At 45.8% G+C, this 24,399-nt stretch carries 21 protein-coding genes; 3 read left to right on the top strand and 18 right to left on the bottom strand.

What is annotated here, in order from left to right; genetic code table 11:
- Positions 1-5: 5 nt before the first annotated feature.
- The 9 genes from ftsA to mraY form a co-directional block, all read right to left on the bottom strand.
- Positions 6-1,256 (bottom strand): cell division protein FtsA, encoded by a 1,251-nt coding sequence (gene ftsA, locus AZI86_RS03025; RefSeq protein WP_061833620.1) that lies wholly within the window; start codon positions 1,254-1,256, stop codon positions 6-8.
- 118 nt (positions 1,257-1,374) lie between these two features.
- Positions 1,375-2,121, bottom strand: coding sequence for a cell division protein FtsQ/DivIB (locus AZI86_RS03030; RefSeq protein ID WP_061833621.1), 747 nt, complete (start codon positions 2,119-2,121; stop codon positions 1,375-1,377).
- A gap of 123 nt (positions 2,122-2,244) precedes the next feature.
- On the bottom strand, positions 2,245-3,222 hold the full coding sequence (locus tag AZI86_RS03035; protein WP_061833622.1) for a hypothetical protein: 978 nt from the start codon (positions 3,220-3,222) through the stop codon (positions 2,245-2,247).
- 150 nt (positions 3,223-3,372) lie between these two features.
- Positions 3,373-4,734, bottom strand: a complete 1,362-nt coding sequence (gene murC, locus AZI86_RS03040; RefSeq protein WP_061833623.1) for a UDP-N-acetylmuramate--L-alanine ligase — start codon at positions 4,732-4,734, stop codon at positions 3,373-3,375.
- The gene (gene murG / locus AZI86_RS03045) at positions 4,731-5,813 is read right to left on the bottom strand and encodes an undecaprenyldiphospho-muramoylpentapeptide beta-N-acetylglucosaminyltransferase (RefSeq protein ID WP_061835031.1); all 1,083 of its coding nucleotides are present in this window, start codon (positions 5,811-5,813) and stop codon (positions 4,731-4,733) included. The genes murC and murG overlap by 4 nt, the downstream gene beginning before the upstream one ends.
- Positions 5,810-6,946 carry a putative lipid II flippase FtsW gene (ftsW, locus tag AZI86_RS03050; protein WP_061833624.1) on the bottom strand — a complete coding sequence of 379 codons (1,137 nt, stop codon included), beginning with the start codon at positions 6,944-6,946 and terminating at the stop codon, positions 5,810-5,812. The genes murG and ftsW overlap by 4 nt, the downstream gene beginning before the upstream one ends.
- 102 nt (positions 6,947-7,048) lie before the next feature.
- Positions 7,049-7,411 (bottom strand): hypothetical protein, encoded by a 363-nt coding sequence (locus AZI86_RS03055; protein WP_061833625.1) that lies wholly within the window; start codon positions 7,409-7,411, stop codon positions 7,049-7,051.
- Positions 7,412-7,494: 83 nt separating this feature from the next.
- Positions 7,495-8,886 carry a UDP-N-acetylmuramoyl-L-alanine--D-glutamate ligase gene (gene murD / locus AZI86_RS03060; RefSeq protein WP_061833626.1) on the bottom strand — a complete coding sequence of 464 codons (1,392 nt, stop codon included), beginning with the start codon at positions 8,884-8,886 and terminating at the stop codon, positions 7,495-7,497.
- A 4-nt stretch (positions 8,887-8,890) separates the two neighbouring features.
- On the bottom strand, positions 8,891-9,967 hold the full coding sequence (mraY, locus tag AZI86_RS03065; RefSeq protein WP_061833627.1) for a phospho-N-acetylmuramoyl-pentapeptide-transferase: 1,077 nt from the start codon (positions 9,965-9,967) through the stop codon (positions 8,891-8,893).
- A gap of 200 nt (positions 9,968-10,167) precedes the next feature.
- Between mraY and AZI86_RS03070 the strand changes: the two genes are divergently transcribed.
- Positions 10,168-10,632 (top strand): CBS domain-containing protein, encoded by a 465-nt coding sequence (locus AZI86_RS03070; protein WP_061833628.1) that lies wholly within the window; start codon positions 10,168-10,170, stop codon positions 10,630-10,632.
- Here AZI86_RS03070 and AZI86_RS03075 read toward each other — a convergent pair.
- The 4 genes from AZI86_RS03075 to AZI86_RS03090 form a co-directional block, all read right to left on the bottom strand.
- Entirely contained in the window at positions 10,629-12,248 is a 1,620-nt protein-coding gene (locus AZI86_RS03075; RefSeq protein WP_061833629.1) for a hypothetical protein, read from the bottom strand. The genes AZI86_RS03070 and AZI86_RS03075 overlap by 4 nt on opposite strands.
- Positions 12,249-12,287: 39 nt before the next feature.
- Positions 12,288-13,790 (bottom strand): hypothetical protein, encoded by a 1,503-nt coding sequence (locus AZI86_RS03080; protein WP_061833630.1) that lies wholly within the window; start codon positions 13,788-13,790, stop codon positions 12,288-12,290.
- Positions 13,791-13,939: 149 nt separating this feature from the next.
- Positions 13,940-15,361, bottom strand: a complete 1,422-nt coding sequence (locus AZI86_RS03085; protein ID WP_061833631.1) for a UDP-N-acetylmuramoyl-tripeptide--D-alanyl-D-alanine ligase — start codon at positions 15,359-15,361, stop codon at positions 13,940-13,942.
- On the bottom strand, positions 15,358-16,857 hold the full coding sequence (locus AZI86_RS03090) for a UDP-N-acetylmuramoyl-L-alanyl-D-glutamate--2,6-diaminopimelate ligase (protein WP_061833632.1): 1,500 nt from the start codon (positions 16,855-16,857) through the stop codon (positions 15,358-15,360). The genes AZI86_RS03085 and AZI86_RS03090 overlap by 4 nt, the downstream gene beginning before the upstream one ends.
- A 41-nt stretch (positions 16,858-16,898) precedes the next feature.
- On the opposite strand from AZI86_RS03090, the gene AZI86_RS03095 reads away from it, so the two are divergent.
- Positions 16,899-17,576 (top strand): alpha/beta hydrolase, encoded by a 678-nt coding sequence (locus AZI86_RS03095; protein WP_061833633.1) that lies wholly within the window; start codon positions 16,899-16,901, stop codon positions 17,574-17,576.
- Here the strand turns inward: AZI86_RS03095 and AZI86_RS03100 are convergent.
- From AZI86_RS03100 to rsmH, 5 genes are all read right to left on the bottom strand, one after another.
- Positions 17,562-18,212, bottom strand: a complete 651-nt coding sequence (locus AZI86_RS03100) for a hypothetical protein (protein ID WP_061833634.1) — start codon at positions 18,210-18,212, stop codon at positions 17,562-17,564. The two genes, AZI86_RS03095 and AZI86_RS03100, sit on opposite strands and share 15 nt — an antisense overlap.
- Positions 18,213-18,295: 83 nt before the next feature.
- Positions 18,296-19,873, bottom strand: coding sequence for a RecQ family ATP-dependent DNA helicase (locus tag AZI86_RS03105; protein ID WP_061833635.1), 1,578 nt, complete (start codon positions 19,871-19,873; stop codon positions 18,296-18,298).
- A gap of 110 nt (positions 19,874-19,983) precedes the next feature.
- Positions 19,984-21,960: a penicillin-binding transpeptidase domain-containing protein gene (locus tag AZI86_RS03110; RefSeq protein WP_061833636.1), complete on the bottom strand. Its 1,977-nt coding sequence runs from the start codon at positions 21,958-21,960 to the stop codon at positions 19,984-19,986.
- Positions 21,961-22,296 carry a hypothetical protein gene (locus tag AZI86_RS03115; protein ID WP_061833637.1) on the bottom strand — a complete coding sequence of 112 codons (336 nt, stop codon included), beginning with the start codon at positions 22,294-22,296 and terminating at the stop codon, positions 21,961-21,963.
- Positions 22,277-23,263: a 16S rRNA (cytosine(1402)-N(4))-methyltransferase RsmH gene (gene rsmH, locus AZI86_RS03120; RefSeq protein WP_061833638.1), complete on the bottom strand. Its 987-nt coding sequence runs from the start codon at positions 23,261-23,263 to the stop codon at positions 22,277-22,279. Before rsmH ends, AZI86_RS03115 begins: the two co-directional genes overlap by 20 nt.
- Before the next feature lie 199 nt (positions 23,264-23,462).
- Here rsmH and AZI86_RS03125 point away from each other — a divergent pair, with 199 nt between their 5' ends.
- Positions 23,463-24,392 (top strand): hypothetical protein, encoded by a 930-nt coding sequence (locus tag AZI86_RS03125; RefSeq protein ID WP_253715638.1) that lies wholly within the window; start codon positions 23,463-23,465, stop codon positions 24,390-24,392.
- The last annotated feature ends 7 nt before the right edge of the window (positions 24,393-24,399 follow it).

Consider the following 24,399-nt stretch of genomic DNA (forward strand, 5'->3'; position numbering starts at 1 on the left):
AAAAACTAAAAAATCTGTCCAAAAAAATCTTTGATCTTTTTCGTGAATCCATCAAAAGATTCACTGATGTTCACTTCATGCTGATGCCCCAGACCCAAATCTTTGCGCTGGCTTAAAGCATATAACATCAGACCAACAACTGCTGAGAACTCTCCAGACTTCACAACATCTGTTAATCCACCGATTTCACGAGGCGAACCACGACGAACCGGAATATCAAAAATAAACTCACCCATCTCAACCAAACCATCTAATTGACTTGCTCCACCCGTCAGGACAATTCCTGATCCAAGTAAAGGCATCAATCCGCTCATGCGCAGATCGTTGGCAATTAAATTTAAAACTTCTTCCGCACGCGCTTCAATCACGTCGGCTAAATCTTTGCGAGGAATCACGCGGGACTTACGCCCACCAACGCCTTCCACTTCAATGGTCTCAGTCTCATTGACCATCGAGGCCATCGCGCATCCATATTTCTTTTTCAAATCTTCTGCCGCAAATTGTGGAGTACGCAACCCCACCGCCACATCGTGTGTGAAATGCTGTCCACCCACCGGGATTGTTGAAGAATGCGCAACACTGCCGTTAACAAAGTACAACGCATTACAAGCGCCGCCGCCCATGTCGACAACACAGACACCCAGATTTTTTTCGTCATTAGAAATCACGGCCGTGGCTGAAGCCAATTGACTTAGCACCAAGCCCGCAATTTTTAATCCGGCTTTTTCAACGCATTTAACAGAATTATTGATAGCACTTTGGCTGCCTGTCACGATGTGCACATTCGCTTCTAAGCGGATGCCCGACATGCCGATAGGATCCGTGATGCCGTCTTGGCCGTCGACCTTAAATTCGCGAGGCAGTACGTGTAAGACCGTGCGATCAGCAGGGACGGCAACAGCTTTGGCCGCATCAATCACACGCTCGATTTCACTGGCGGTGACTTCACGATTTTTGATAGCCACCATTCCTTTAGAATCAAAAGAAGTGATGTGAGTTCCGGCAACACCAACCCAGACTTCTGAGACTGAATAACCGGACATTAATTCCGCTTCTTCTTTTGCTTTTTTTATGGATTCGGTGGTGGCTTCGATATTAATGACAACGCCTTGGCGAATACCTGTATTCGGAGCGGTGCCGACGCCGGCGATTTCAATTTTTCCTTCGGTAGTGACTGTGCCAATGACAAAAGAGACCTTGGTTGAACCAATATCCAAGCCAGCCAATACCGGTGCTTTCGGTTTTGATGTACTCATCCTTAAGTCCTCACGGATGCCTAAAGCTTATGTTGCAATCAGCCTCAAAATCATTTTAAGGCCTTATGGAGAATTTTAGACGGAGTTAGACTCAACCTAAGACTATCCAGACTTAAGCTTAGGGATCCTTACGCAACCTGACAAGGACTTTCTTAGACAGATTCGCATCTATGACGCGCGCGTCAAACTGGCGAGTTTCGAGATAATCAACCACTTGGCTGACCCGTTTGGCCTTCAAAGCCATTTGATCTTCACCCATTTTCACTCGAATGCCAGTTTTTATCATCGTCATCCAAAAACCTTCTTTAGCATCGTAGCGAATTTCCGAAATTGTTTTTTTACTGAACGAACCTTCATTCGGAATTTGTTCGATCACTTCCACGGCTTTTTTTCGCAGCTCTGTTTTTTTCAGAAACGTTTCCCCTTCAAGCAACGCCACATCGGGCGCTTGCTTGGCTTTCACGGGCTCTAAAAAATCACCACTACTGATGATTGGCAAAAGATCTCCACCTTTCGCCATAAAAAGAAGTTTAACTTCGTGAGGACGTACGCGTACCGACAGAGTTGTAGGCCAGCTCCGCTTGATATTCAGTCCGTCCACCCAATCTAGGGATGAAACCTCTTTAGATATGTTTTTTAATTTTACCGTCCACAATGAAAGACCACGATATTTCGACAATAATTTTTCAAGTTCGTCGACATGCGGTTTTAAAAATTGTTCTTGGCCTGCGGGAGGATTTTCTAAAACCACTTCTATATGAGCGACGTTAAAAAAACCATTTTGATTTAAATAATAAAGAGTTCCTGCCAGCGCGGAAGGTAAAACGACGAATCCAAATACCAGCTGTAAAACGATCTTTTTCACTGTGGGCAACTCCGCGGCAGATGCGACATCAAAGATGTCGCAAACTCAGAATAGCAATAAGCCCCACAACAATGAAACCGCGCTGACAAAACAAGACCTAAGTCAGAATGTCAGCGCTCAAAACTATCGACTTCCAAACAATTCATTTCTTTCGGCTTCAGTAAGCTGCTGACCATTGACATAAAAAGCCTCAGGCTCGTTATCAACTCTCGAGTATCCAATCCAAATTGCACCGCCCGGAGTTGACATCTTTGAGATGTTAGAGCTTTCCGACTTGCTGGTCTCCACGCCATTTTCGTCAACTAATCTTTCAGATCTTGAATAGTTTTGGCTGGTACTTTTGATCACGGTGCCGTTAGCCATCACGCTTTCGGAAGTTGAAGACCCGGCATTTGCATATCTAGAAACCTGTCTATACTTATATTCTGGTGAGCCGGACACTCGTTCAAATGTATATTCGGAATCAGACTTAGAAACACGTTGAGTCTTACTAGATTTAAAACCGACGGCGTTGATCACTTGCGCATTACGAATTTCTCTAGTTTCCGTCTCAACCTCATCTCTGATTGTGCGATCTACGGTCTTCGTATTTTCTGGGTTTTTTTCTTTTTTAAGATACTGGATTTTTATATCAGCATTTTTACTTTCCAAAAGCTCACACCCCGGACCGGAAGAAGACAATCCCATTTTTACGGTGATAACATCCCCCTCTTTGGCATTCTCCGTATCCCCAGAAGCTGCTTTTGATACTGACGGACTGATCAGACATGTAGCCTTGATGCGTTCTAAATATTGCCGTCCCTGCTCATTCAATCGACCGATGGCTTTTTCGCGAGACTCGTCGGACACCTTAGAAACATAGTCGCCGAAAAATAGTTCCGCATATATGGCGTCTCCATCGGGGATCAGGCCTTCGCTTTTTCCAGCGGATTTAAAGAGCTCCTTAATATAGGCTTTAGATGCGGGGTTCGGAGGGCGCTGTGCAGGATTGACCGGACCACCCATCGGGTCGACTTTACCGCCGCCATTCCCGCCACTTCCGCCGCCAGAACACGCGGCCAAAAATAAAACCGAACCCAAAGAAACTAAGGACATTTTCATGATAAACCCCTATTTGATTGATGGGACAGGGTTTACCATCGCCTGTTGTTCTTCTTCAAGGCTGACACATCGAGGGGCTAATTATTTCGAAGGTGTAAAATATTTGATCAGCACACACGCTGCCAAAGCAGCGTAAAGTGCCCTAGAGAATTATAAATTATTCAAGACGTCTAAACCCAGTTTCCACCCATCCCCCGCGCCGAGGGTGATGAACACATCGCCCTCTTTCAGAGTGGATAAGATTTTCTGGGTCGCTTTTTCATCGCGCACAAAATATTGCGCATTTTCATGCTTCATTTCTTGCGCTAAACGTTCGCTGGTGACACCCGGAATTGGTGATTCCCCCGCTGGATAAATATCTGTCAGTAAAACCTGATCAGCATCTTTAAAAGCCGTCGTGAAATCATGCCAGCAATGCTCCGTACGCGAATAACGATGAGGCTGAAAGAATACAACCAAACGTTGTTGCGGGAATTTTTCACGGAAGGCCTGCATAACGGCCCGCACTTCTGTGGGATGATGCCCGTAATCGTCGTAAACTTTAATGCCACGCTTTTCACCTTTATAGTGAAAACGACGATCCACACCCTCATAGCGTTGCAAACCTTTAGCACAAACCGCAAACGGAATTCCCGCGGCCATGCCCGCACAAATAGCGGCGGTTGCATTTAAGGCATTGTGACGACCGGGAACGTTCAGTTTAAATTCGCCCACCAAGTGTTTGGTCCCAAGTAAACGATCGCTGCGATGAATTGAGTACTTCCCTTGCTCCCCACTGATAACTAGATCGTTTTTTTCCTCAAAACCGTAAAACAAAATTCTTTTTGGGAAGTTTTCAAACACCTGTCGGACGATAGGATCATCCCCACACACGATGACCTTGCCGTAAAACGGAATGCGCAAAGCGAAGTCATGGAAGTTTTTTTGCAAGTTTTCAAAAGTTTTAAAATGATCCAAATGATCCGAGTCAATATTCGTGATGATCGCAACTTCCGGGGACAGCTTATGAAAACTGCCATCCGATTCGTCCGCTTCAGCAATCAGCCATTCACCCGACCCTAAGATCGCCGTTGATTTAATGAGCTCCAAACGCCCGCCCACCACAATCGTAGGGCTTAGGTTGGCCTCTAAAAAAATCGCCGTGGTCATGGATGTCGTCGTCGTTTTCCCATGAGTTCCGGCCACCGCAATCCCGCGTTTGGAACGCATGATTTCGGCTAAGGCTTCTGCTCGCGGCATTAACGGAATTTGACGAGCACGTGCTTCAGAAATTTCCGGATTACCATACTGAATCGCACTAGAATACACCACCACATCAGCATCGCCTACGTTGGAGGCCGCGTGACCCTTAAAAACCTTGACGCCTAATTCCTTCAAACGCTCGGTGTTGGCATTTTCCGAAATATCACTGCCCGAAACTTTCGCACCCATATTGTGTAAAAGCTCCGCCAGACCACACATGCCAATGCCCCCGACGCCGACGAAATGGAATTTGGCCGTTTGTAACTTCATTGCAAGATTTCCTTTGCGATCGCGGTCGCAGCTTGAGGAATATAAAACGCTTTTATATTCTGAACCATCTGCTCACGCAATTGCTTATCGTTTCTTAACGCTTGTATTTCAGAAATCAAACGTTCAGGGGTTAAATCTTTCTGTAAAATCATTCTTGCTGCGTTCTTAGCCACCAAGCTTTCAGCATTTCTTTGCTGATGGTCGTCGGCCGCGGGCAATGGGATCACGATCGGGATGATTCCGAAAGCGGCGGCTTCTGCCAAGGAACTGGCCCCACCGCGACAGACAATAATGTCCGCCCATTGATAGTACTTCGGCATGTCGTAAATAAATTCCTGAGGCTTTACCTCGCACGGAGGCGCTTGGTATTTTGCCAGAATCGTCTGAATGTCTGCAGAACCCACTTGATGAACGACAGAAAGATCCTTCACCCAATCGCCACCTTTTAAAATGGCGTCACTCAAAGCATTGTTAATAACGCGAGAACCCTGACTGCCTCCGAAGGCCAAAAGATGAAATTTTTCGTCCGAGTGCTTTTCATGAACCGCAGATTCGATTTCAGCACGCACCGGCATGCCTGGCTGCAAAACCTGATCGTTTTTCAGATGCTTCTTAGCATCCCCGAAAACCACAAAACACTTATCCACAAAGCGAGATAAAAGACGATTAGCCATTCCCGGCATCGCATTGGGTTCCCAGATGGCCGTATTAAAACCAATAGTGCTAGCAGCAAGCACGAACGGGCCCGAAGCATAACCACCGACGCCAATCACGTACAATGGCTTTAAACGTCCTAAAAGCTGAACGGATTGCCACAGGGCTTTAGGAATCTTTAAAAGAGTTTTGATTTTTTGAATCGGACTTTTCACATTTAATTGCCCAGATTCAATGAGATGCAGTGGAAAACCCTCGCGAGGCACAATTTTACTTTCGAGTCCCCGTGAGGTCCCGACAAAATGCACCTCAATTTGAGGATCGATTTTTTGAATCGCGCGAGCAATGGCAATACCTGGATAAATATGACCGCCGGTCCCGCCCCCAGCAATAACAATGGTTTTTTTTGACGTAGAACTTTTCATGATTTTTTTGCTGCCCAACGTGTCCCGAATCTTCGAGCCACTTTATCATCTTCCATTGAGTTTTCGATGTTCAGGATTAATCCGAACATAAAACACAATGCCAATAAAGAACTTCCGCCATAACTGAGGAATGGCAAAGTGAGACCTTTTGTCGGAAGAAGTCCCATGACCACCCCGGCATTAATGAAAACACTTAAAGCAAATGTCACCGAAAGGCCCAAGGCCAAAGATCTTTTAAAAGTGTCTTCGGCTTTCACCGCTATTTGGATTCCGCGGAAGACCACAAAACCATAAAGGGCGAGCAAGAACAAAAATCCCACAAAACCCATTTCTTCACCAAAAACGGCCATGGTGAAATCCGTGTGCGCTTCCGGTAAGAAAAATAACTTTCCTTGTCCTTGTCCCAAGCCGACTCCCGTCAAGCCCCCGGAGTGAAAACTCAACATACTTTGAATCACCTGAAAGCCTTTTTGTGCAGGATCCGACCAGGGGTCCAAAAAAGCCAAAACACGAGCGCGACGATAAGGCACGGTCATCACGAGCATATAAAAAGAAGGCACCATCACCGCGAAAGCGGCAATGATGTAACGCCACTGCAATCCGAAAGCAAAAAGAGACGTCACACCGACGATGACGATGATCGCAAAAGTTCCGAAATCGGGCTGTTTAAGCAAAAGACCCAATGGAACAACGGTCGCGATAAACAGCCAAGGCCATTTCACACGCGACAGAAAGTTTCCTTGACGAGTCAACAGACTTGCAAACCACAAACTAAAAGCAATCTTTAAGATCTCTCCGGGTTCTAAGCGCAGTCCGAAAGGAAGTTGAATCCAGCGCAAAGCCCCACCAACTCGAACGCCCAAACCTGGAACGTAAGTAGCCGCAACACCCAAAGTTGCTGCCAGCCACATCACCCAACCGTATTTTTCAATCCAACGAAAAGGGATGTGAACCGTTCCCACTAAAACGCAAAAAGCCATAATGGCGAAAAGAAGTTGGCGTTTGAAAAAGAAGAGTCCATCACCGTAAGACTCAATCGCAAAGATGAAGCTAGAAGAATAGACCTGAACCAGGCCGATTCCTAGTAGCGTAATGATGGCCAAAAAAAGACTGCTGGATAAATATCTCAACATAAAAAAAGACTCCCGAGCACTGCAGTTAGTGTACCCGGAAGTCCATTCTTAGGTCTATGACTCATCCAACGGGCCCGCAAAAGCTGGACCCACAAAAAATGTTTATTCTGGGATGATATCGGCGTCAGTAGAAGGGCCGCTAGTTGCAGGTGCGCCCGATGATTTCTTCGCCGCGGCCGAGGCTCGTTTGCCAGAAGTCGAGCAGCAGTAAACGACGCCGTTGTGATCTGAGGAATTTTTGTAATTAGTGATCGAAAAGTTTTTACTAGCATCGCAGCGTTTGGCCATCGACATGCTCAACTCAACATCCAAATCAGGAAACAAATCACCACTGACAAACTCGCAGTACATGCCGGTGCTGGCCGCCATTTTTTCACGCTGCTCTTGGCGAGCTTTGAATGTTCCGGAAGCACAACCTACGAAAAGTGTAGAAAGGGAAAGTAATAAGGCAAGACGAAGCAACACGGAAGCCCTCCTGGCAGCATTTATGGAGGGACGCCATCATGGTGTCCCCCGCTCGCCCCGACAAGGTCGGAGCGTAGGTCAAATCAATGAAATTTTCTAACGATTTCCTTAAAATAATCGCCGCGTTCTTCAAAACTGTCAAACATGTCAAAGCTTGAACAGCCCGGAGAAAGCAGAACCGTGTCCCCGATTCTCGACTTTTGATATGCGATTAAAACCGCCTCCTCAAACGTACCAATCAGGAATGTTTCAGAGAAATCACCAAGGTCGCGATTGATGCGTTCTTTTGCTTCCCCGACCAAGATCAAGGTCTTCACCTTACGCTTCACCGCAGTACGCAATGGTTCATAGTTCAGATTTGTATCTTTACCACCCGCGATCAAAATCACGTTTTCATCAAAAGTATCCAAAGCGCGAAGGACCGCATGTACGTTTGTCGCTTTAGAGTCGTTATAGAACATAACTCCGCCGACTTTGCGAACGTACTCAATACGATGCGGAAGACCTGTAAAAGTGTCGATCACTTTTTGAACCGCTTCACGAGTCGCTCCGTGTTCGCGGCTGGCTAAGATTGCCGCCATTAAGTTTTCAACGGAATGTTTCCCACGCATTTTCATGTTCTTGATTGAGAATGCTTTTTCAATCTCTGGGCCGGTGCGCACGCGAATCTCATCGCCAATATTCACCGCACCACCAATGTTCATAATTTGCGGTTCTAAAGCTGGTTTGCGGGAGAAATAGAAAATACGCCCACGTTGAACCGCCGGATCACGCGCTAACTCGACCACCGCATTGTCATCTGCATTTAAAATGCTGGTTGTTGCTTGGTTGGTATTTTTAAAGATACGGCGTTTGGCGTTGACGTATTCTTCCATGGAACGATAACGGTCTAAATGATTTTCCGCCAAGTTCGTAAATACGATATTCATTGGATTGAAGCTATCGCAATGTTCAAGCATGAAGCTTGAAACTTCGGCGATGACCACTTGAGCTTTTTCATCTGAACGAAGGTAATCAACAAGCGGCTTGTCGTTAGCTCCACCCACCCAAGTTTTGATTCCAGATTCTTTCAAGATCGCTTCCGTAATTTTAGCCACGGTGGTTTTACCGTTTGTGCCGGTCAAGCCAATGATCGGCTCTTTGATAAATCCGGCAGAGAACTCAAACTCACCCGTGATGCGGATACCTTGAGAACGAGCGTAATCAAAGATTTTTAAATTACTCGGAACCCCCGGAGACAAGATCACCAGATCTTGGGCAATGAAAGTCTTAGGGCTGTGGCCACCAAGCTCAAACTTGATTGGCAATTCGCCCAGCTGTTCAAGCTGAGTTGAAAGTTCGGGTTTAGATTTATGATCTGTCACCGTCACTTGAGCGCCGTGCTTAGTTAAGAAGTGAGCCAAAGACGCACCGGTCTTACCCAATCCTACAACCAAAATTCTTTTATCTTTTAAATCACTAAACTCTTTATACATTCGCTTACCTCAATTTCAACGTCGCCAAGCTTAAGACCGCAAGCAAGATCGAGATGATCCAGAAGCGGACAATAATTTTTGTTTCAGTCAGTCCACCCAATTCAAAATGATGATGAATCGGAGCCATTTTAAATACTCTTTTTCCCGTCGTCTTAAAGGAGATCACTTGAGTGATCACCGATAAAGCTTCCACCACAAAAACCCCGCCCAGGACCACCATGAGCAATTCGTTTTGCGTGATCACAGCCATGGATCCCAGGAATCCTCCTAAAGACAATGAACCTACGTCCCCCATGAAGACTTGTGCAGGGTACGCGTTAAACCACAAAAAGCCCATTCCTGCAGCTACTATTGTGGCCGCAACCGGAGTTAATTCACCCGCACCCACAACGTGAGGAATCTGCAAATACGAAGCAATCGAAAAGTGACCGCAAACATAAGCAAAAAGACCTAAAGTAGCCGCGGAAATCATCACCGGCACAATCGCTAAACCATCTAAGCCGTCGGTGAGGTTCACGGCATTGGCAGTGCCCACCACCACCAGCGCACCAAAGATGATATAGAAATAGCCTAAATCTAAAGACACTGCTTTCATAAACGGGATGGTCACCGCCGTGCTAAGACCATGGAAATAAACCAAGTAACCAATGACAGCACCGCTGATCAAAAACTCTCCCGCTAAACGAACCTTGCCCGAAAGACCTTTAGAATTTTTCTTACTTACTTTGAGCCAATCATCCATGTAACCGATCATGCCGAACCCCCAAGTGATCAGCAAAACAGCCCACACTAACGGATTCATCATATCGACCCACAACAAACACGGAATTAAAGTCGACAACAAGATCAAACCACCACCCATTGTAGGTGTCCCGGCTTTCTTTTTATGACTTTGAGGACCGTCATCGCGAATCGCTTGACCAAAGTGTTTTAATTGCAGGCGGCGGATGAAATAAGGTCCCCACAACCAGCACAAGAAAAACGCCGTGAAAAATGAAATAAAAGTACGAACGGTAATGTATCGGAAAACATTCAGCGGAGAAAATTGGTCCGCCATTGAATAAAGCCATTGATAAAGCATCTGCTGTGGTCCCCTGCTGCTGGTACTAAAAACTAAAATCACTAAGAACTTAAAGGATTTAGCACAGGTCCAGGACTAAACGCAAGAAAAACTTCTTAAGTAATTGATATTACTAGCAAATATTAAATCTATTGACCTCTGACACTCGCCATAGGGTCGCAAGAACAAAGGTGTTAAAATGGGAAAGATAGGAGGTCGCTATGAAAATGGCTTTAAAAGATCATATGACCAAGAAACTTATCACCGTCAGCTTAAATGCTCCGGCTTCGGAAGCCCGACGACTGATGTCGAATTTCTGGATTCGTCACCTCCCGGTTATGGACGAGCAAGAAGACTATATCGTGGGAATGATTTCTGACCGCGATCTTTTAGGGGCTTCTTCGACTGAAACACCAGTTTCTAAACTGATGAGTTCGCCGATTAAGACTTTTGACATCAATACGCCTATTAAAGCGGTGGTTGCAGCGATGTTAGAAGAAAAAATATCAGCATTTCTGATTACGAAGCACGAGGATGTCGTGGGCATAGTGACATCCGAGGACATGCTCGTTTTATTAAATGAAATTTTAGGAAAAGATGAAGCGGACCGTTGGTCCATCATGGAGCTATTTTCTAGCCCCGCCATTCAACGGACCGCCTACACTGTGAGCCAAGCGGGAATTTAGAAAACCGCTTGGCACTTACCTACCGCACCCAATGTTTTAAGTTTGGTCGCCGTTAGGTATTGAGCATTCCACTGAGCTGTTTCACTAGAAATTTTACGACCGAAGTGCACACTTAGGTTGCCTTGGATATCAGCGCCATAACCCCTGACAACATATTTATCTGTGCCTAAAGCTGTCATTTTTTCTTTTAATTGAGCAGAGACTTTTTCGCGAATTTTCGCTTCATCTGCAAGCTCAGCCGTTGTCAAAGAAGCCATGGCTTTCGTCAATACTTCACGCAAACCATCGGCACCGCCCACTTCACCAAGTAAAGCATTCGGAACGATATGGCCGTCAGCCATTCTCATTGCTGACGTGGTCGTCTGTTGGCGGATCAAAGTTTTATCCGCATCGACCATTGAGATCTTGCTGATCACTTCTTCTGTCGACAAAAGACCGAATGATAGTTGAGAACGAAGAGTTTCAATACGCTCTACCGTCACATCTGAAAGACCCAGACTCTTCATTTCCGCTTTTGTTGCTTTGTCCAGGTTCAAACGAGCCATATCACGAGTCACTAAAGTTTTCGTGCGCTCTTGGTAAACCTTGTCAAATTCAGCAGAGAAATCTTTCTGGAAACCGTATTCTTTAGCGATATTTTGTGCCGCGGCCACAACGTGAACTTTTAAACCGGCACTCCAAGAGCTCTTCGGATCACCCAAGACGTCGCGTCCGTGAACGAAGTCGAAAGGCGCGTATTTAGCTTCACCGAAATCAACGACTTCCGCGATACCAAAGTTGTCCTTATTATGATTTGAAGCTGTCACGCGTGCATGTTCTTTTGCCGCTAGTGTACGAGCGGAACGTTGCACTAACCAATCTGCAAACTCTTGAGCCGTTAAAGTCTTCCCCGCTTCTTCCGCCACCAACGCACTTAAGTGGTCAACCGTGTTGCGAAGTTCTTGACCGGTACGATCCATCAAATCATTCATACGCAAAGTCGAACGGCTTAAACGGATGTAATTAGCTTGTGTTGAACCGCCATCACGGGGGCGGACCACCGCTAAAGCTCCAACATAAGTGTCCGCGCCTTTTTCCATCAAAACTTTTGAAAGCAATGTATCACGATGAGCTTCTGCCGCATCTAAGCTTCCGTCCGGCTGATAGTTTCTGCCGGCATTTCCGCCATAACCCTTGATCGTCAAACCTTTTAATGGACGGCCATTGATGTAAGCAAAGGCATCACCGGTGGCTTGCTTTTCCCACACACCACTGCGGCCCACACCTTTACCCGCATAAAATACGGAGTTGTTCGCATTAAGCACCGCCGGATTTTGCGTGGTACGAATCGCAAAGGCGTTAAAGATACCTTTAGCGTCAGGAAGATTTCCGGTGGAAGCATCCCAACCCGGTAAATTCATTTTTTGATTTAAAAGAAGGTCGTTGTACATCAACGACAACTTATCTTGATTCGGAATGTCTTCGACGGCTTGAACCGTCGCTCCTGGAATCACTTGTTCTAATTTCACCGATGGAACTTTCGACGTTTCGATAAGCGCCTGCGCCGACGTGGAAATCATCATCACCGCACTCAAAGTCATTCTTGCTATTCTATTTACGTTCAAAATATTTTTCATAGCATGTACCTTCTTTTTAATTATTCTTTTAAAATCTAATTAAAATCCAAGAACTCGACCGCAGCTCATCGCTCCACCGAAATGGTCCTCAAGAGCATGTTGCAATTTCTTACCCCTTTTTAGTTCTTCGGCGACTTTGACACGAGCAGCACCATCCATCACTGCAGCAGCCTGAGGTCGGAATGTATTCAAAGGACCTTTCGCATTCACTTGTTGAGCCACGTCGACTAAATTTCGCTGAGAAGACATGCCATTGACCGCGCGATTTGAATCAATCGGCAATGGATTTAAAGCTTCAGACACTGACATACGGGCAAAGAAGTCCGCGGTGATACCATAATCAGCCCATCCTGGATCAGAAATACCGCTCCAAGTGGAGGTTTTAATATCAACGCCTTTATAAGTCGCCTTTTCTGGTGGCAGCTTGATATTGATTTCCGTCATGTCACCGGCTTTGATGGCCGCTTTATTTTTTTTCAAAGCTTCTTCCCATAGCTCGTAAGCAAACACCTTATCAAAGTTCACCGTTTGCATATTCGTTTTAAGGTCGTAGCGAACAAATCCATGGCCACCTTGGGGATTTACCGTCGTGCCATTTAAATTATAGGCCTTGATACCCAAAGATTGGCCAACGCCTTGAATCGCGTATGAAAGAACCAGGGCTTGGTCAAAACACACGCCACCGCCGCAAGCTCTCATCCCGATACCTTTACCGGAATTCGAAGGCGCATTACGATTCATCTTAAAGTGGCGAAAAATCTCTAGCATCAAGTCTTGCTGCTTTTTTTCGACGTCCGCACCATTAGCACGAAAATCAATTTCAAAATTCTTTTGCGCCATTTTTGATTTAAATTGTTCTAACTTATCACGCCAAACTTGGTCTTTTTGCCAATCAAGAACCTCACCCATTTTATCTTCAGGCAAAGAGCTGGCCGGTGAATTCAAAGCATCTAATTCCGCCTTGGTCATGATTTTCGTGACTTTGGTTAACTCGTAATTGTCACCGTAATAAATGACATTGCCTTTACGGCCGTCATAGAAAGTTCCCTGACGTTGGGTCATCTTATCTGGCCCATCGACATAAACATCCACCGAGTAATAATCCACGCCGTTCACTTGAGCATGATCCGTGATTTGCGCGCGATGATTCACCTGACCAATACCATAAGCACGGTCATGAGCTCCTTCTGCTTTCACCCACACCAGGTCACCAGATTCATAAGTGTAAGCACGCTGTAAGTATTTAAATTGAGCTTCGATTTTGGCCTGAAGCTCTGGCGTAAAATGAAGAACGCTTTCTTGCCGTACCTGCTTCCAATATCCCAAATCATCTAAAAGGTTACGGGCTTCGACCACTGTGGCCATGGGTTTGCCATCGGCTTTCTTTAAAAGTTCGATCGCTTCCGGCAAAGTGTATTTGAAACGTGCAAAATAATCTGCTGTGGTATTGGCATTCACGGCTTGCGCGAAGGCCTGGGTCGCTGTCATAGAAATAACAGCACCTAACAACGTCATAGCGATGGTCTTCTTCATTTTTTTCATACTTTTCTCCGACGAGGAGGGACATGAAAACTTTATACCACGCTCTAAAGTCGTTTATTTTCTATAGGGTCGTCTAAAAATAAGACAGGGAACCAATTTCGGCTCCCAATTGAATTAAGTGACCTTTTCTTGTCTCAAAATGAGACGAGTTAAGTTTTCTCTGAAAAATCCAGCGGCTCACACGGGAAAACAAAGCGTTCAAGCTTTGTTCCGCGCGATGCTTTCAGGACGGCGATATCTCCGTCTTTTAAGTACTGAGCTAAGTCTTTACCCATCTGTTCGGTATAGTCCTTCTCGATCATCGATGGATTTTCATAGTCCGCCTTCATTAAGCCGGCGTGAAAAGACATCGCATCATCACCAATAAAGTACACTCGATCAAATCCCGCACGCGCGACCCAAAATCCCAATTCTTCGTGCAAATCCGGCGAGGCGGGTCCCATTTCACGCATCTGTCCAAAGACGCCGACCTTACGCCCCGGCACCGTTAACAATTTCATATTATCAATCAAGGCTTTCATGCTGTCAGGGTTGGCGTTATAGGCATCAAAAATCATTTGCGCACCTGATTTTAAATGCACCAACTGATTACGACCCCAATTAGTTTTACACGCGGGCAAACCTTTCCAGATTTGTTCAGGTGTCAGGCCGGCGGCGTAAGCCAGAGCCGCAGCCGCCATCAAATTCGTTAAATTTTGAGCCCCAAAAACTTGTACGGCCGCTTGCCCGTCTTTGCCTTTGATACGCCCCTTAACGACCAACTCCCTCATACTCATTGAATGAATCGTTAAATGAATATCCGCGCGTGGATCTTCGGCCGAAAACGTCAACAAACGATCTTTCGGATATTTTTCCATCGCCTTCACGTACATATTGTGAGTTTGCGGGTTATCCAAATTATAGATACGCAAAGCTTCTGGTTTTGCCGCGTTGTAAATTTCTTCTTTGGCTTCCGCGACTTTTTCAATCGTGCCAAAAAATTCCATATGGGCGCGCCCCACCATGGTACACACCACAACATCGGGTTCGGCAATTTTCACCAGCTCCGTCAATTCGCCGGCGTGATTCATGCCCATTTCAATGATCGCGACATCTTTAATGGCTGGAAGCTGCAAAAGAGTAAACGGCACACCCCAGTGGTTATTAAAACTGCCTTTGTTATAATGAACGTCTTTAACCGTGTCGATTAAAGCCGCCGCAAATTCTTTGGTTGTCGTTTTTCCATTTGAACCGGTAATACCTAAAACTTTTGCATTGGATTCACGACGAGCCGCCGTCCCCATGCGCTGTAAAGCGATTAAGGTGTCAGGAACTTTTAAAATAGTGACTTGGCCCTTAAGTTTCGCGACCTGTTCATTTTCTTCATGAACCAATAAAGCCGCAGCCCCTTTTTGTACGGCCATTTCTAAAAACTTATGCGCATCAAAAGCTTCACCTTTAAGGGCAATAAAAAGTTGACCTTTTAAATCGGCGCGCGAGTCTGTGCCGATCCCCGCAAAGTTTTTTTCTTTCAGGCTGATTGTTTGCGCGCCTGTGGCTTTAATTACAAATTGAACGTCAACGGCTCTCATACGGACCTTTCTTGTAGCGCTTTTTCAGCTACACCCACATCACTAAACGGGCGTTTTTCTTTACCGATGATTTGATAATCTTCATGCCCCTTACCGGCGATAAGTATGACATCACCAGGAGCCGCCTTTTTTATAGTACTGCGAATAGCTTCTTCACGGTCTAGGATGGCCGAGGTCTTATCTTTATCAGCCGCAGTGACACCGGTTAAAATTTCATTGATAATGCTTTGCGGATCTTCGGTGCGAGGATTATCAGAAGTGATCACGACCTGGTCAGAATATTTTAGCGCCATTTGCGCCATCAAAGGTCTTTTACCTTTATCTCGATCACCACCACAACCAAAGATCGTCCAAATGCGCGCTGAGGATTTTAAGTTTTCACGCACTTGATTTAAGGACTTTAAAACATTTTCCAAGGCGTCTGGTGAATGGGCATAGTCGACAAATACCGAAAGCTCTTTTTGATTAGGCACGGACTGCAAACGTCCCGGCACACCCGTAAAATTATTCAGCGCTTGAATACAGATTTCTAATGACAAGCCTGCCGATAATCCGGCCCCCAGAGCCGCCAAGGCATTAAGCACATTATGAACCCCAGACATAGGCAATAGAACTTCACCGGAACCGCGAGGCGTATCCACCGTGAAATGAGTCAGGGCAAAATCCATTTTTTTAATTTGATAGCGGAGATCTGAATCTTTATCTCCGTAAGTCCAAAGAACCGCCGGTCCCGCGATCTGCAAACGGCGCCCATACTTATCCGCGGTGTTTACAATCGCATAACAAGGACTTTTGGGAGTCTTCCACAGCAGATCCGTGAACAATCTTTGTTTTGCTTCAAAGTAATTATCCATGTCTTTGTGATAATCCAAATGATCACGTGTAAGATTCGTAAAGATCACGGTGTTAAAAGGAACACTGTCCACGCGCTTTTGATCCAGAGCATGAGACGACACTTCAAGTGCCGCCGCCAAAGCTCCCTCATCGCGGAACTCGCGCAAGCGCTTTTGTAAAAACACGGGATCGGGTGTTGTCATCTCTGACGCCCAAATTTTATCTTTTAAATGATGATTGATAGTGCCCACCACACCCGTCGGGATATGACCGGCATTTAAAATCGCTTCGGTCATATAAGTGACCGAAGTCTTCCCGTTCGTGCCCGTAACCCCAATGCAGAAAAGTTCTTGGCCGGGATCCAAATAAAAGCGGCTGGCCAGAAGATCTAAAGCCGTGCGGCTGTTTTGAACCTGAATGACCACGCCTGAAAAGTTTGTCGGAACAAGGGCCCTGTCTTCAACAACGAGAGCTAACGCCCCTTTTGATACCGCATCGGGGATAAACTTATGCCCATCCAAAGCGCTGCCTTTAATCGCCACAAAAACAGATCCGGGCGTGACAAGACGAGCATCGTTAAAGACGCCTGCCACCTGCGCATCTTGCGTCAGATTTTCAGAAGATATTTCTGGAAGAATAGAAAGTAACCGATTGAGTTTCATCTTGCCCCACACCTTTAGGGAGGATAACGTAGGCCCTGACTATGAGACAACTCGGAAAAATAAATTGCCTAGAAATAAATAATGACGATAACGCGCCTTGGGTGATTCTGTTTCACGGCTATGGTGCAGATTGCAATGATCTGTTCTCTTTAGGAGACATGATTAGTACTAAAAAAACCTACAACTATCTTTTTCCGAATGGGATTTTAGAAGTTCCGATTGGTCCAGGGTGGACCGGCCGGGCCTGGTGGCCCATAGATATGATGGAAATTCAAAGAGCAGCCGAACAGGGCACGCATCGTGATTTTTCGCAAAACACCCCTAAGGGCATGGATAAAGCTTATCAAGCGGCCTCTGAAATGATTCGTCAGATGAAAATTCCTTGGAACAAAATTATTTTAGGCGGATTTAGCCAAGGCGCTATGCTGGCGACCGAGCTTTATTTGCGCGCTCCGGAAACTCCGGCGGGCTTGGCGATTTTGTCAGGAACTCTTTTGCATCAAGAAGAATGGAAAAAACTCATCCCCGCCCGCACGGGTCAAAGATTCTTTCAAAGTCATGGACAATTAGATACGGTTCTTGGATTTAAGCAGGCCCAGCAATTAGAAACTTTGCTGAACCAAAATGGCATGAAAGGAAGTTTGTTGGGATTCCGCGGAGCTCACGAAATCCCGGGTCCGGTCTTATTGAAACTGGGTGAGTATTTAAATTCCCTTTAGGTCTTCATCGGTAAGGTCTTCGACCTTGCCGTACTCCACATATCCCGGCCACCAGCTGCCCATGCCTGGGAAATAAACGACGTCCCCATTTTGATCCACGGAATTAAGATCACTCAGGAAAATCCAGACCTCCCCACCGTTCACGCATGTTGTTTTAAACCATTCTTCTTGGGGAACATACATCGACGGATCATAATCTGTTTTTTCTAAGATATCTTGCGCTACCACGTACTCGACACCTTTAAAACGCAAAGCAAACATGCCTTCGGAATAATAAATCAGATATTCTAACAGATCGCCTTTTTTGGCGAAGATGATGCCGTTGTCAGTGTCGTAATCAAAATCTTCCTTCGCATGCAGAGGAATGATTTTTGAGGCCGTTCGATATTGAACAACCCTGGCTTCATTCCAAGGGTGAAACACGGCCTTAAAGGGAAGCTGACAAGAAATCGAAGCCGGAATGTCCCGGTCCATCACGGGACGAGCCGGCACAGAGACGTTTTCTTTATAAACGGCAATGCCATTTCCATACTCTCCGGACCAGAAGTCATCCTGATACCAAGAATCGTCATAAGCCGCCTGAGCGGTGATTGAGAAAAGAAATCCTAAAGTCAGCATCGATGACTTGAAGCTCATAAAACCCCCTCGCTAAAAAAGCTCAATCAATATGAAACCTCGAGGGAAGTAAAGTCCGTTCGCCTGACGAGTGTCTGATAACACTATTTTCCTAATTCCGCCAAAACATCCCAGCCAAATTTTTCAAGCTTTTGGTCCCCAATGCCATGAACCTGCCGCATTTCATCTAAGTTGCGTGGGTTGCGCTGAGCCAAATGCCTTAAAGTCTGATCGCTAAAGATCACGAAGGCCGGCGCGTCCAATTGGCGAGCACGTTCGCGACGCCAAGCCCGCAAGACTTCGTATCTTTGTTCGGCCATTGCATCCAAAACGATGTCGGTTTGTTTTGATTTGGTCTTTTTGGTTTTCTTAAGCGTGGTTTTAATAGCGTCTAATGCTTGATCCACTTTGACAAAGGAAGTGATCGGCTTAACCACCTTGCGCGTAGACTTGGCGTCACAGTTATCGCAATGCCCGCAACGTTCAATCCGTTGCGCATCTTTATAGTAAGTCAGGACTTCGGCATGACGACATTCCCCACCCTCAGAGTAATTAACCAAGGCATCAAGATTTCGCCAGCGAGCACTTTTAATTTCTTCCGGGGCTTCTGAATTGTGAATGAAATAACTTTGCAAGCCTTTGTCTTTTTTTGAATACAACACCAGACATGTCGAATCTTTTCCGTCACGCCCCGCACGACCCATCTCTTGATAAAGAGCATCGATGTTCGCCGGAATTTGAAAGTGCACCACCAAACGGACATCCGGTTGATCAATCCCCATCCCGAAGGCATTGGTCGCCACCAAAATTCGCAGATCGCCGCGTTCGTAAGCTTCTTGAGTTTTCGTGCGTTGTTCTGCCGGAAGACCTGCGTGATAGTAGCCTACTTTAGCAAATTTCTTACCTAAGGACTCTGCCAAGCTTTCTGTGACTTTGCGAGTTCCGCAATAAACAATAATACGACCGGAAGGATGATTTTTAATTCCTTGAAGTAAAAAATCCATTTTCGCGTCATCGTTTTCACAAAGCTCGACTTGATAATATAAATTAGGACGATAGAAACCGTGCACGCGACGCTCAGGCTTATGCAAAGCCAAGTGTTTGGAAATATCATCCAAGACCGTCGGCGTTGCCGACGCCGTCAACGCCAAGATCGGAACTTGGGGGCATAGTTTTTTTAAAATATTCAACTGCGCATATTCTTCGCGGAAATCATGACCCCATTGCGAAACACAGTGGGCTTCATCAATGGCAAAAAGAGCTACATCACGATTTTGAATCCATTTTTGAAAACCCTCTTTTTGCGCACGTTCTGGTGACAAATACAAAACAAAGGCGCCACCCTTGTTGAGCTCTGCAAAGACTTCGCGCTTGGCATCATCTGATTGTCCCGAATGCAAGCATCCGGCCGGAATTCCTAAACGACGTAAAGAGCTGACTTGATCTTTCATCAAAGCGATCAGCGGGCATATCACGATAACCAATTTTTGAAAATAAATGGCGGGGTACTGATAACAAAGGGACTTGCCACCGCCGGTTGGCAAAACAGCCAAAACATCTTTTTTATCAAGGGCGGAAGCAATGATCTCTTTTTGACCGCGGCGAAACTCTGGCAGTTTAAAATACTTTTGTAGCAGATCTTCGCGGACGGACGAGATGATTTCCATAGACGACACTTTCATTGAAAGCTCCTTTTTGAGCAACAAGAAAGCAATTCAAGGACCAAAATAAAAACGAGGATTTCGCTAGATAATCCTCGTTTTTAAGCAGATTCGTCCGAAATACGGCGCGTCTATTTTAAAATGACCGTGATCTCTTTATTTTCCGGCAAAATGGAGCCGATGGCAGGGTAAACATCGCTGACCAATCCTTGCCCCACAAACTTGACGCGCAGATCTTGGCCACTCACGCGACGAAGAACCTCACGAGTTGTCATATTCAACAAGTTAGGAACATTTTCATTGGCTTCCACTTGCGTGACCTGATCTAACTCCGTTGAAGTTAAAATTTCTTTGGGCGGAAGTTTGGGTGGTTGCTTGATGTCAATGGCCGCCAGCTTACGTGCTTTTGATATTGTTGACTGTTCTGCAATGGCAAGCGGAGCAATACCTTCTTTACGAACAGCATATGAAGCCATGCGCGCAAACAAAGGGGCTGCCACAGTTGAACCATAATAAGCTTTTTTCGGAGAATCCACCGCGATGTAGATCACGAACTTCGGATCATTTGCCGGAATGAAACCACCAAAACTTGAAATATAAGCACCACGGACATATCCACGACCGTTAGGATTTACTTTTTGCGCGGTCCCGGTTTTTCCCGCCACCATGAAACCGTCAACTCTGGCATTGCTAGCACTTCCGTCGGTGGTTACGCCCACCAACATCGCACGCATTTGCGCAGCTTGTTCAGAGCTAAGGACTCGACGAATCGGTTTTACTTTCGTTTCTTCTAACACACCGGTTTCAGCATCACGCACTGATTGTACGATGTAAGGTGTATTTAAAACTCCGCCATTGGCGATGGCCGCGTAGGCATTTGCCATTTGTAACGGCGTTGAGGTGATGCCGTGGCCAAAAGAAATATTACTTAAAAGATGCTGGCGCCATGGTAAGGCCAAAACACTGCCCCGCGCTTCGCCAGGCAGATCCACACCTAAACGTTGGCCAAAACCAAAATCTAAAAGACCTTGGCGCAAACGATCTTGCCCCATCTTAAAGGCGATTTTGGTGGTCCCGACGTTCGATGAGAAAGCCAAGATCTGAGAAACCGTTAAGTCTTCAAATTTTTCTTTGGCTTCAGCTTCACGGATGATGCGATCACCAACACGAAAGCTTCCCTTTTCGCAGTAAAATTTGGTATTAGGTTGAACCAAGTTCTCGCGCAAGGCCGCGGCGATCACAAAAGTTTTCATCGTGGATCCCGGCTCAAAAGCATCCGTCACAATTTTATTACGACGAAATTCTGCCGCTGTTTTTTGTGCTTTGTTCACGTCAAATGTCGGTGCCGACGACAAAGCCAAAATCGCTGAAGTTTTCGCATCTAAGATGACACCCACGGCGTGATCGGCTTCAAACGTAGAAACCGCATTGGCCAATTCTGTTTCCAAGCGATATTGCAATTCAGAATCAACCGTCAAGCGCAACTCATGCCCTTCGGGATTTTCCGTGAACATCGTGCCATTGTTAATCAGTGGTCGACCGCGGGCATCACGCTTCACCATAACTTTTTTAGGATTTCCAGCGAGCACTTTTTCATAGCCCAACTCTAAACCTTCAAGTCCTTGGCCTTCGATACCTAAGAATCCCAAAGTCTGCGCCATCAAAGTTTCATTGGGATAAACGCGACGCCATTCTTCAACAAACGAAAGACCGCGAATATCCCAAGCTTTAATTTCGTTGGCTTGAGTTTGATCCATCATGCGTTGGATCCATACAAAACGGCGATTTTTATCTTTGATTTTACCGTAAATAGATTCTGAAGACTGACCCAAAATTTTGGCCAATTTTTTTGCCACGGCCTTGCGGTTCTCTAAAATCTTCGGATCCGCGTAAAGTGAATAAGCCGCCGCCGACATCGCCATGTCACGGCCATTGCGATCTACAATCGCGCCTCGACGGGCTTGCAAGGTCACCTTGGTTTGGAACTGACGATTCTGCAAAGAGTTCAAACGATCATTAGGTAAAAACTGAAGATAGCCGGCACGTAAGATCAACATCGACCACAGCGTGACTATCCCGACAAAGATGATAACAATGCGTGCTTTCAACTATAGGTCCTTTTTTGCAATGTCCTTACTAACAACCTTATCCCCTGAATCCGCAAGCGGCCCGGTCAGATGAATGATTTGGTTGGCTTGAACTTTTTTAAGAGTGAACTTTTGCTGAGCCACCGTATCCAACAACTGCGGACGCGTGATCTTCGCCAAAGAAATCTCTTTCGTTCGTTTTTCTTCGTAAACTTTTTTATATTCGCGGGTCAGCTTTAAAACGCTGTAACCCATGCGGCGTTCTTCCATTTGCAAGAAGACGATAGAAAATAATGTGGCAATTATTAGCAAGATACTAAAGAAAGGTTTCAGCTGCCTAAAGTTTTGTGAGCTCATCCTGAGCACTCCTCTCAAACACTCTCAATTTCGCGGAACGAGATCGAGAGTTCCTATCACACTCTTCCTGAGTGGGAACAATCACTTTTTTGTAAACCGGCTTTCCAAGATCTTCATTGTCTCGGAAAATATTTTTAACAATGCGGTCTTCTAACGAGTGAAAACTAATCACGGCCAGACGACCTTTAGGATTGAGCGCCTTCATCATTTTCGGCAGTGCTTCTGCTACTACTTCTAATTCTGAATTCACGGCCAATCGCAACGCCATAAAATACTTTGTCGCGGGATGATGGCCTTTAATTTGCCAACCGTCCACGCGTTCGATCAAACCTGCAAGTTGTAACGTTGATTGAAATGCTTTGGTCTTACGATCTTTGACGATCGCACGTACGACTTTTCCAGGGCGATAAACTTCGCCATAGTCTTTGAAGATTCGAATCAAGTCATCCTCAGAAGCCGTATTAATGAGCACCTCAGCCGTCAGTCCTTGCTGCTGATTCATTCGCATATCCAGGGGTCCATCGTGATAAAAACTAAAGCCTCGTTCGGCCTGGTCTAACTGCGGTGAACTTACGCCTAGATCTAAAAGCATCATATCAAAGTTTTTTAGATTGTGATCTGAAAACTCTGAGAAATTACCATGAATTACGTTTAACTGGCCCTTCTCGACGTCTGTCTTAAACGCATTTTTCGCATGACTAACGGCCGCTAGATCTTGGTCCATAACTGTCGCGATCATTTGCGGAATGGTATATTTCACCGCCGAGTAATGTCCTCCGCGTCCGAAAGTTCCATCGAAGTATGTGGGTGCGGATGCTTGTCGATAAGGATAGAAAGCGGCCAACACTTCTTGAAGCAATACAGGATAATGCTCAGGTGAAAATTCAAAGGGAAGCTCGACCTTTGGCGGGATGATTTCTTCAACGTGTTCTATGCGCTCGCCAGATTTCGGCTTATATTTTTTCATCTTCTATCCAAGCTTTTTCAAGAGTGATCCGCGTAAGCCAGCGTATGAATTATTCTATTGAGCGTCAAGAAGCTTTGCCTTAGTCTATAAATAGGAACCTTCGAATTTTAAAAGGATTTGATTTTCGATGCTAATTAATTGCCCCAAGTGTGGTTTTCAACAACCTAAAGACAAGTATTGCGCTCAATGTGGGGTCGACATGGAAACGTTCCGTCCAGCCAAGCCTCCCTTTTTTCAACGCGTCTTGGGCAATCCGATAGTTCCGCTTTCAATTTTAATTGTCATGGTCAGTGGTATCGGCTTTTTCATGTATAAAAGCGGTCAAGAAAATCTGCAAAATCGCGTCACTTACCTAAAGTCATCAGTACAAATCGAATCTTCCGCCAGTTCTCCGGCAAGTACGGATGAGCAAGTTCTTTCTGCCAGTGGCGATGTTCCGTCACCTCCCCCGCCTCCGACCTCCACCCAATCTACGGAAGTCGCGTCGATGGCGGCGGCTAGTGAATCCGTGGATCCGACAGCAAAATCGCTGGTCGCAGGCCCTACCCCAGCCGCGGAAAAACCAAAAACCGCACAGATCGTCGTTTACTACGCCGAGGTGGGGCGCGGAATGCTGGGTGATTTTGTTAACTCGAGCCGAGGCACGGGACAGTATTTAAGTTTCAACGACTACTCTGCCGGAATTTTACCGGGCATCAATAAAGCGCTAACAGCCCCGACGGTAAAAATTCTGCGCAAAGAACAACGTTCGTTGTCGCAAAAGTCCAATCAATGGTTTTTAGGTTGGACCGATAAAAGAGATCCTTCACGACAAATTGGTTTAAATACCTATTTTGAAGTGAACGACATGGAGGCCGGCAACCTGCGAGGCAATATCGAGATTTTAAGAACATGGCGCGAAGAGACAGCACCGGGCGTTTTTGAGGTCCAAAAGCGCACCTTCCCCGCTATTTTTGAAATCGGTGGAGAAACAGGTTTTTTTATGTGGGGCGTGATGCCTCGCCGCTCTAATTTACCTAATGAAGATGAGCTTGTTGAAGTTGACGTCTATAAGATTTTGCGATCTCCTCAATTTCGTTCCCACGAAAGTGAGTTCGTCATCTTTGTCGAATTTGAACGTAGCCAATAAAACTTAA

This window comes from Bdellovibrio bacteriovorus (assembly GCF_001592735.1).
Lineage (GTDB): Bacteria > Bdellovibrionota > Bdellovibrionia > Bdellovibrionales > Bdellovibrionaceae > Bdellovibrio > Bdellovibrio bacteriovorus_D.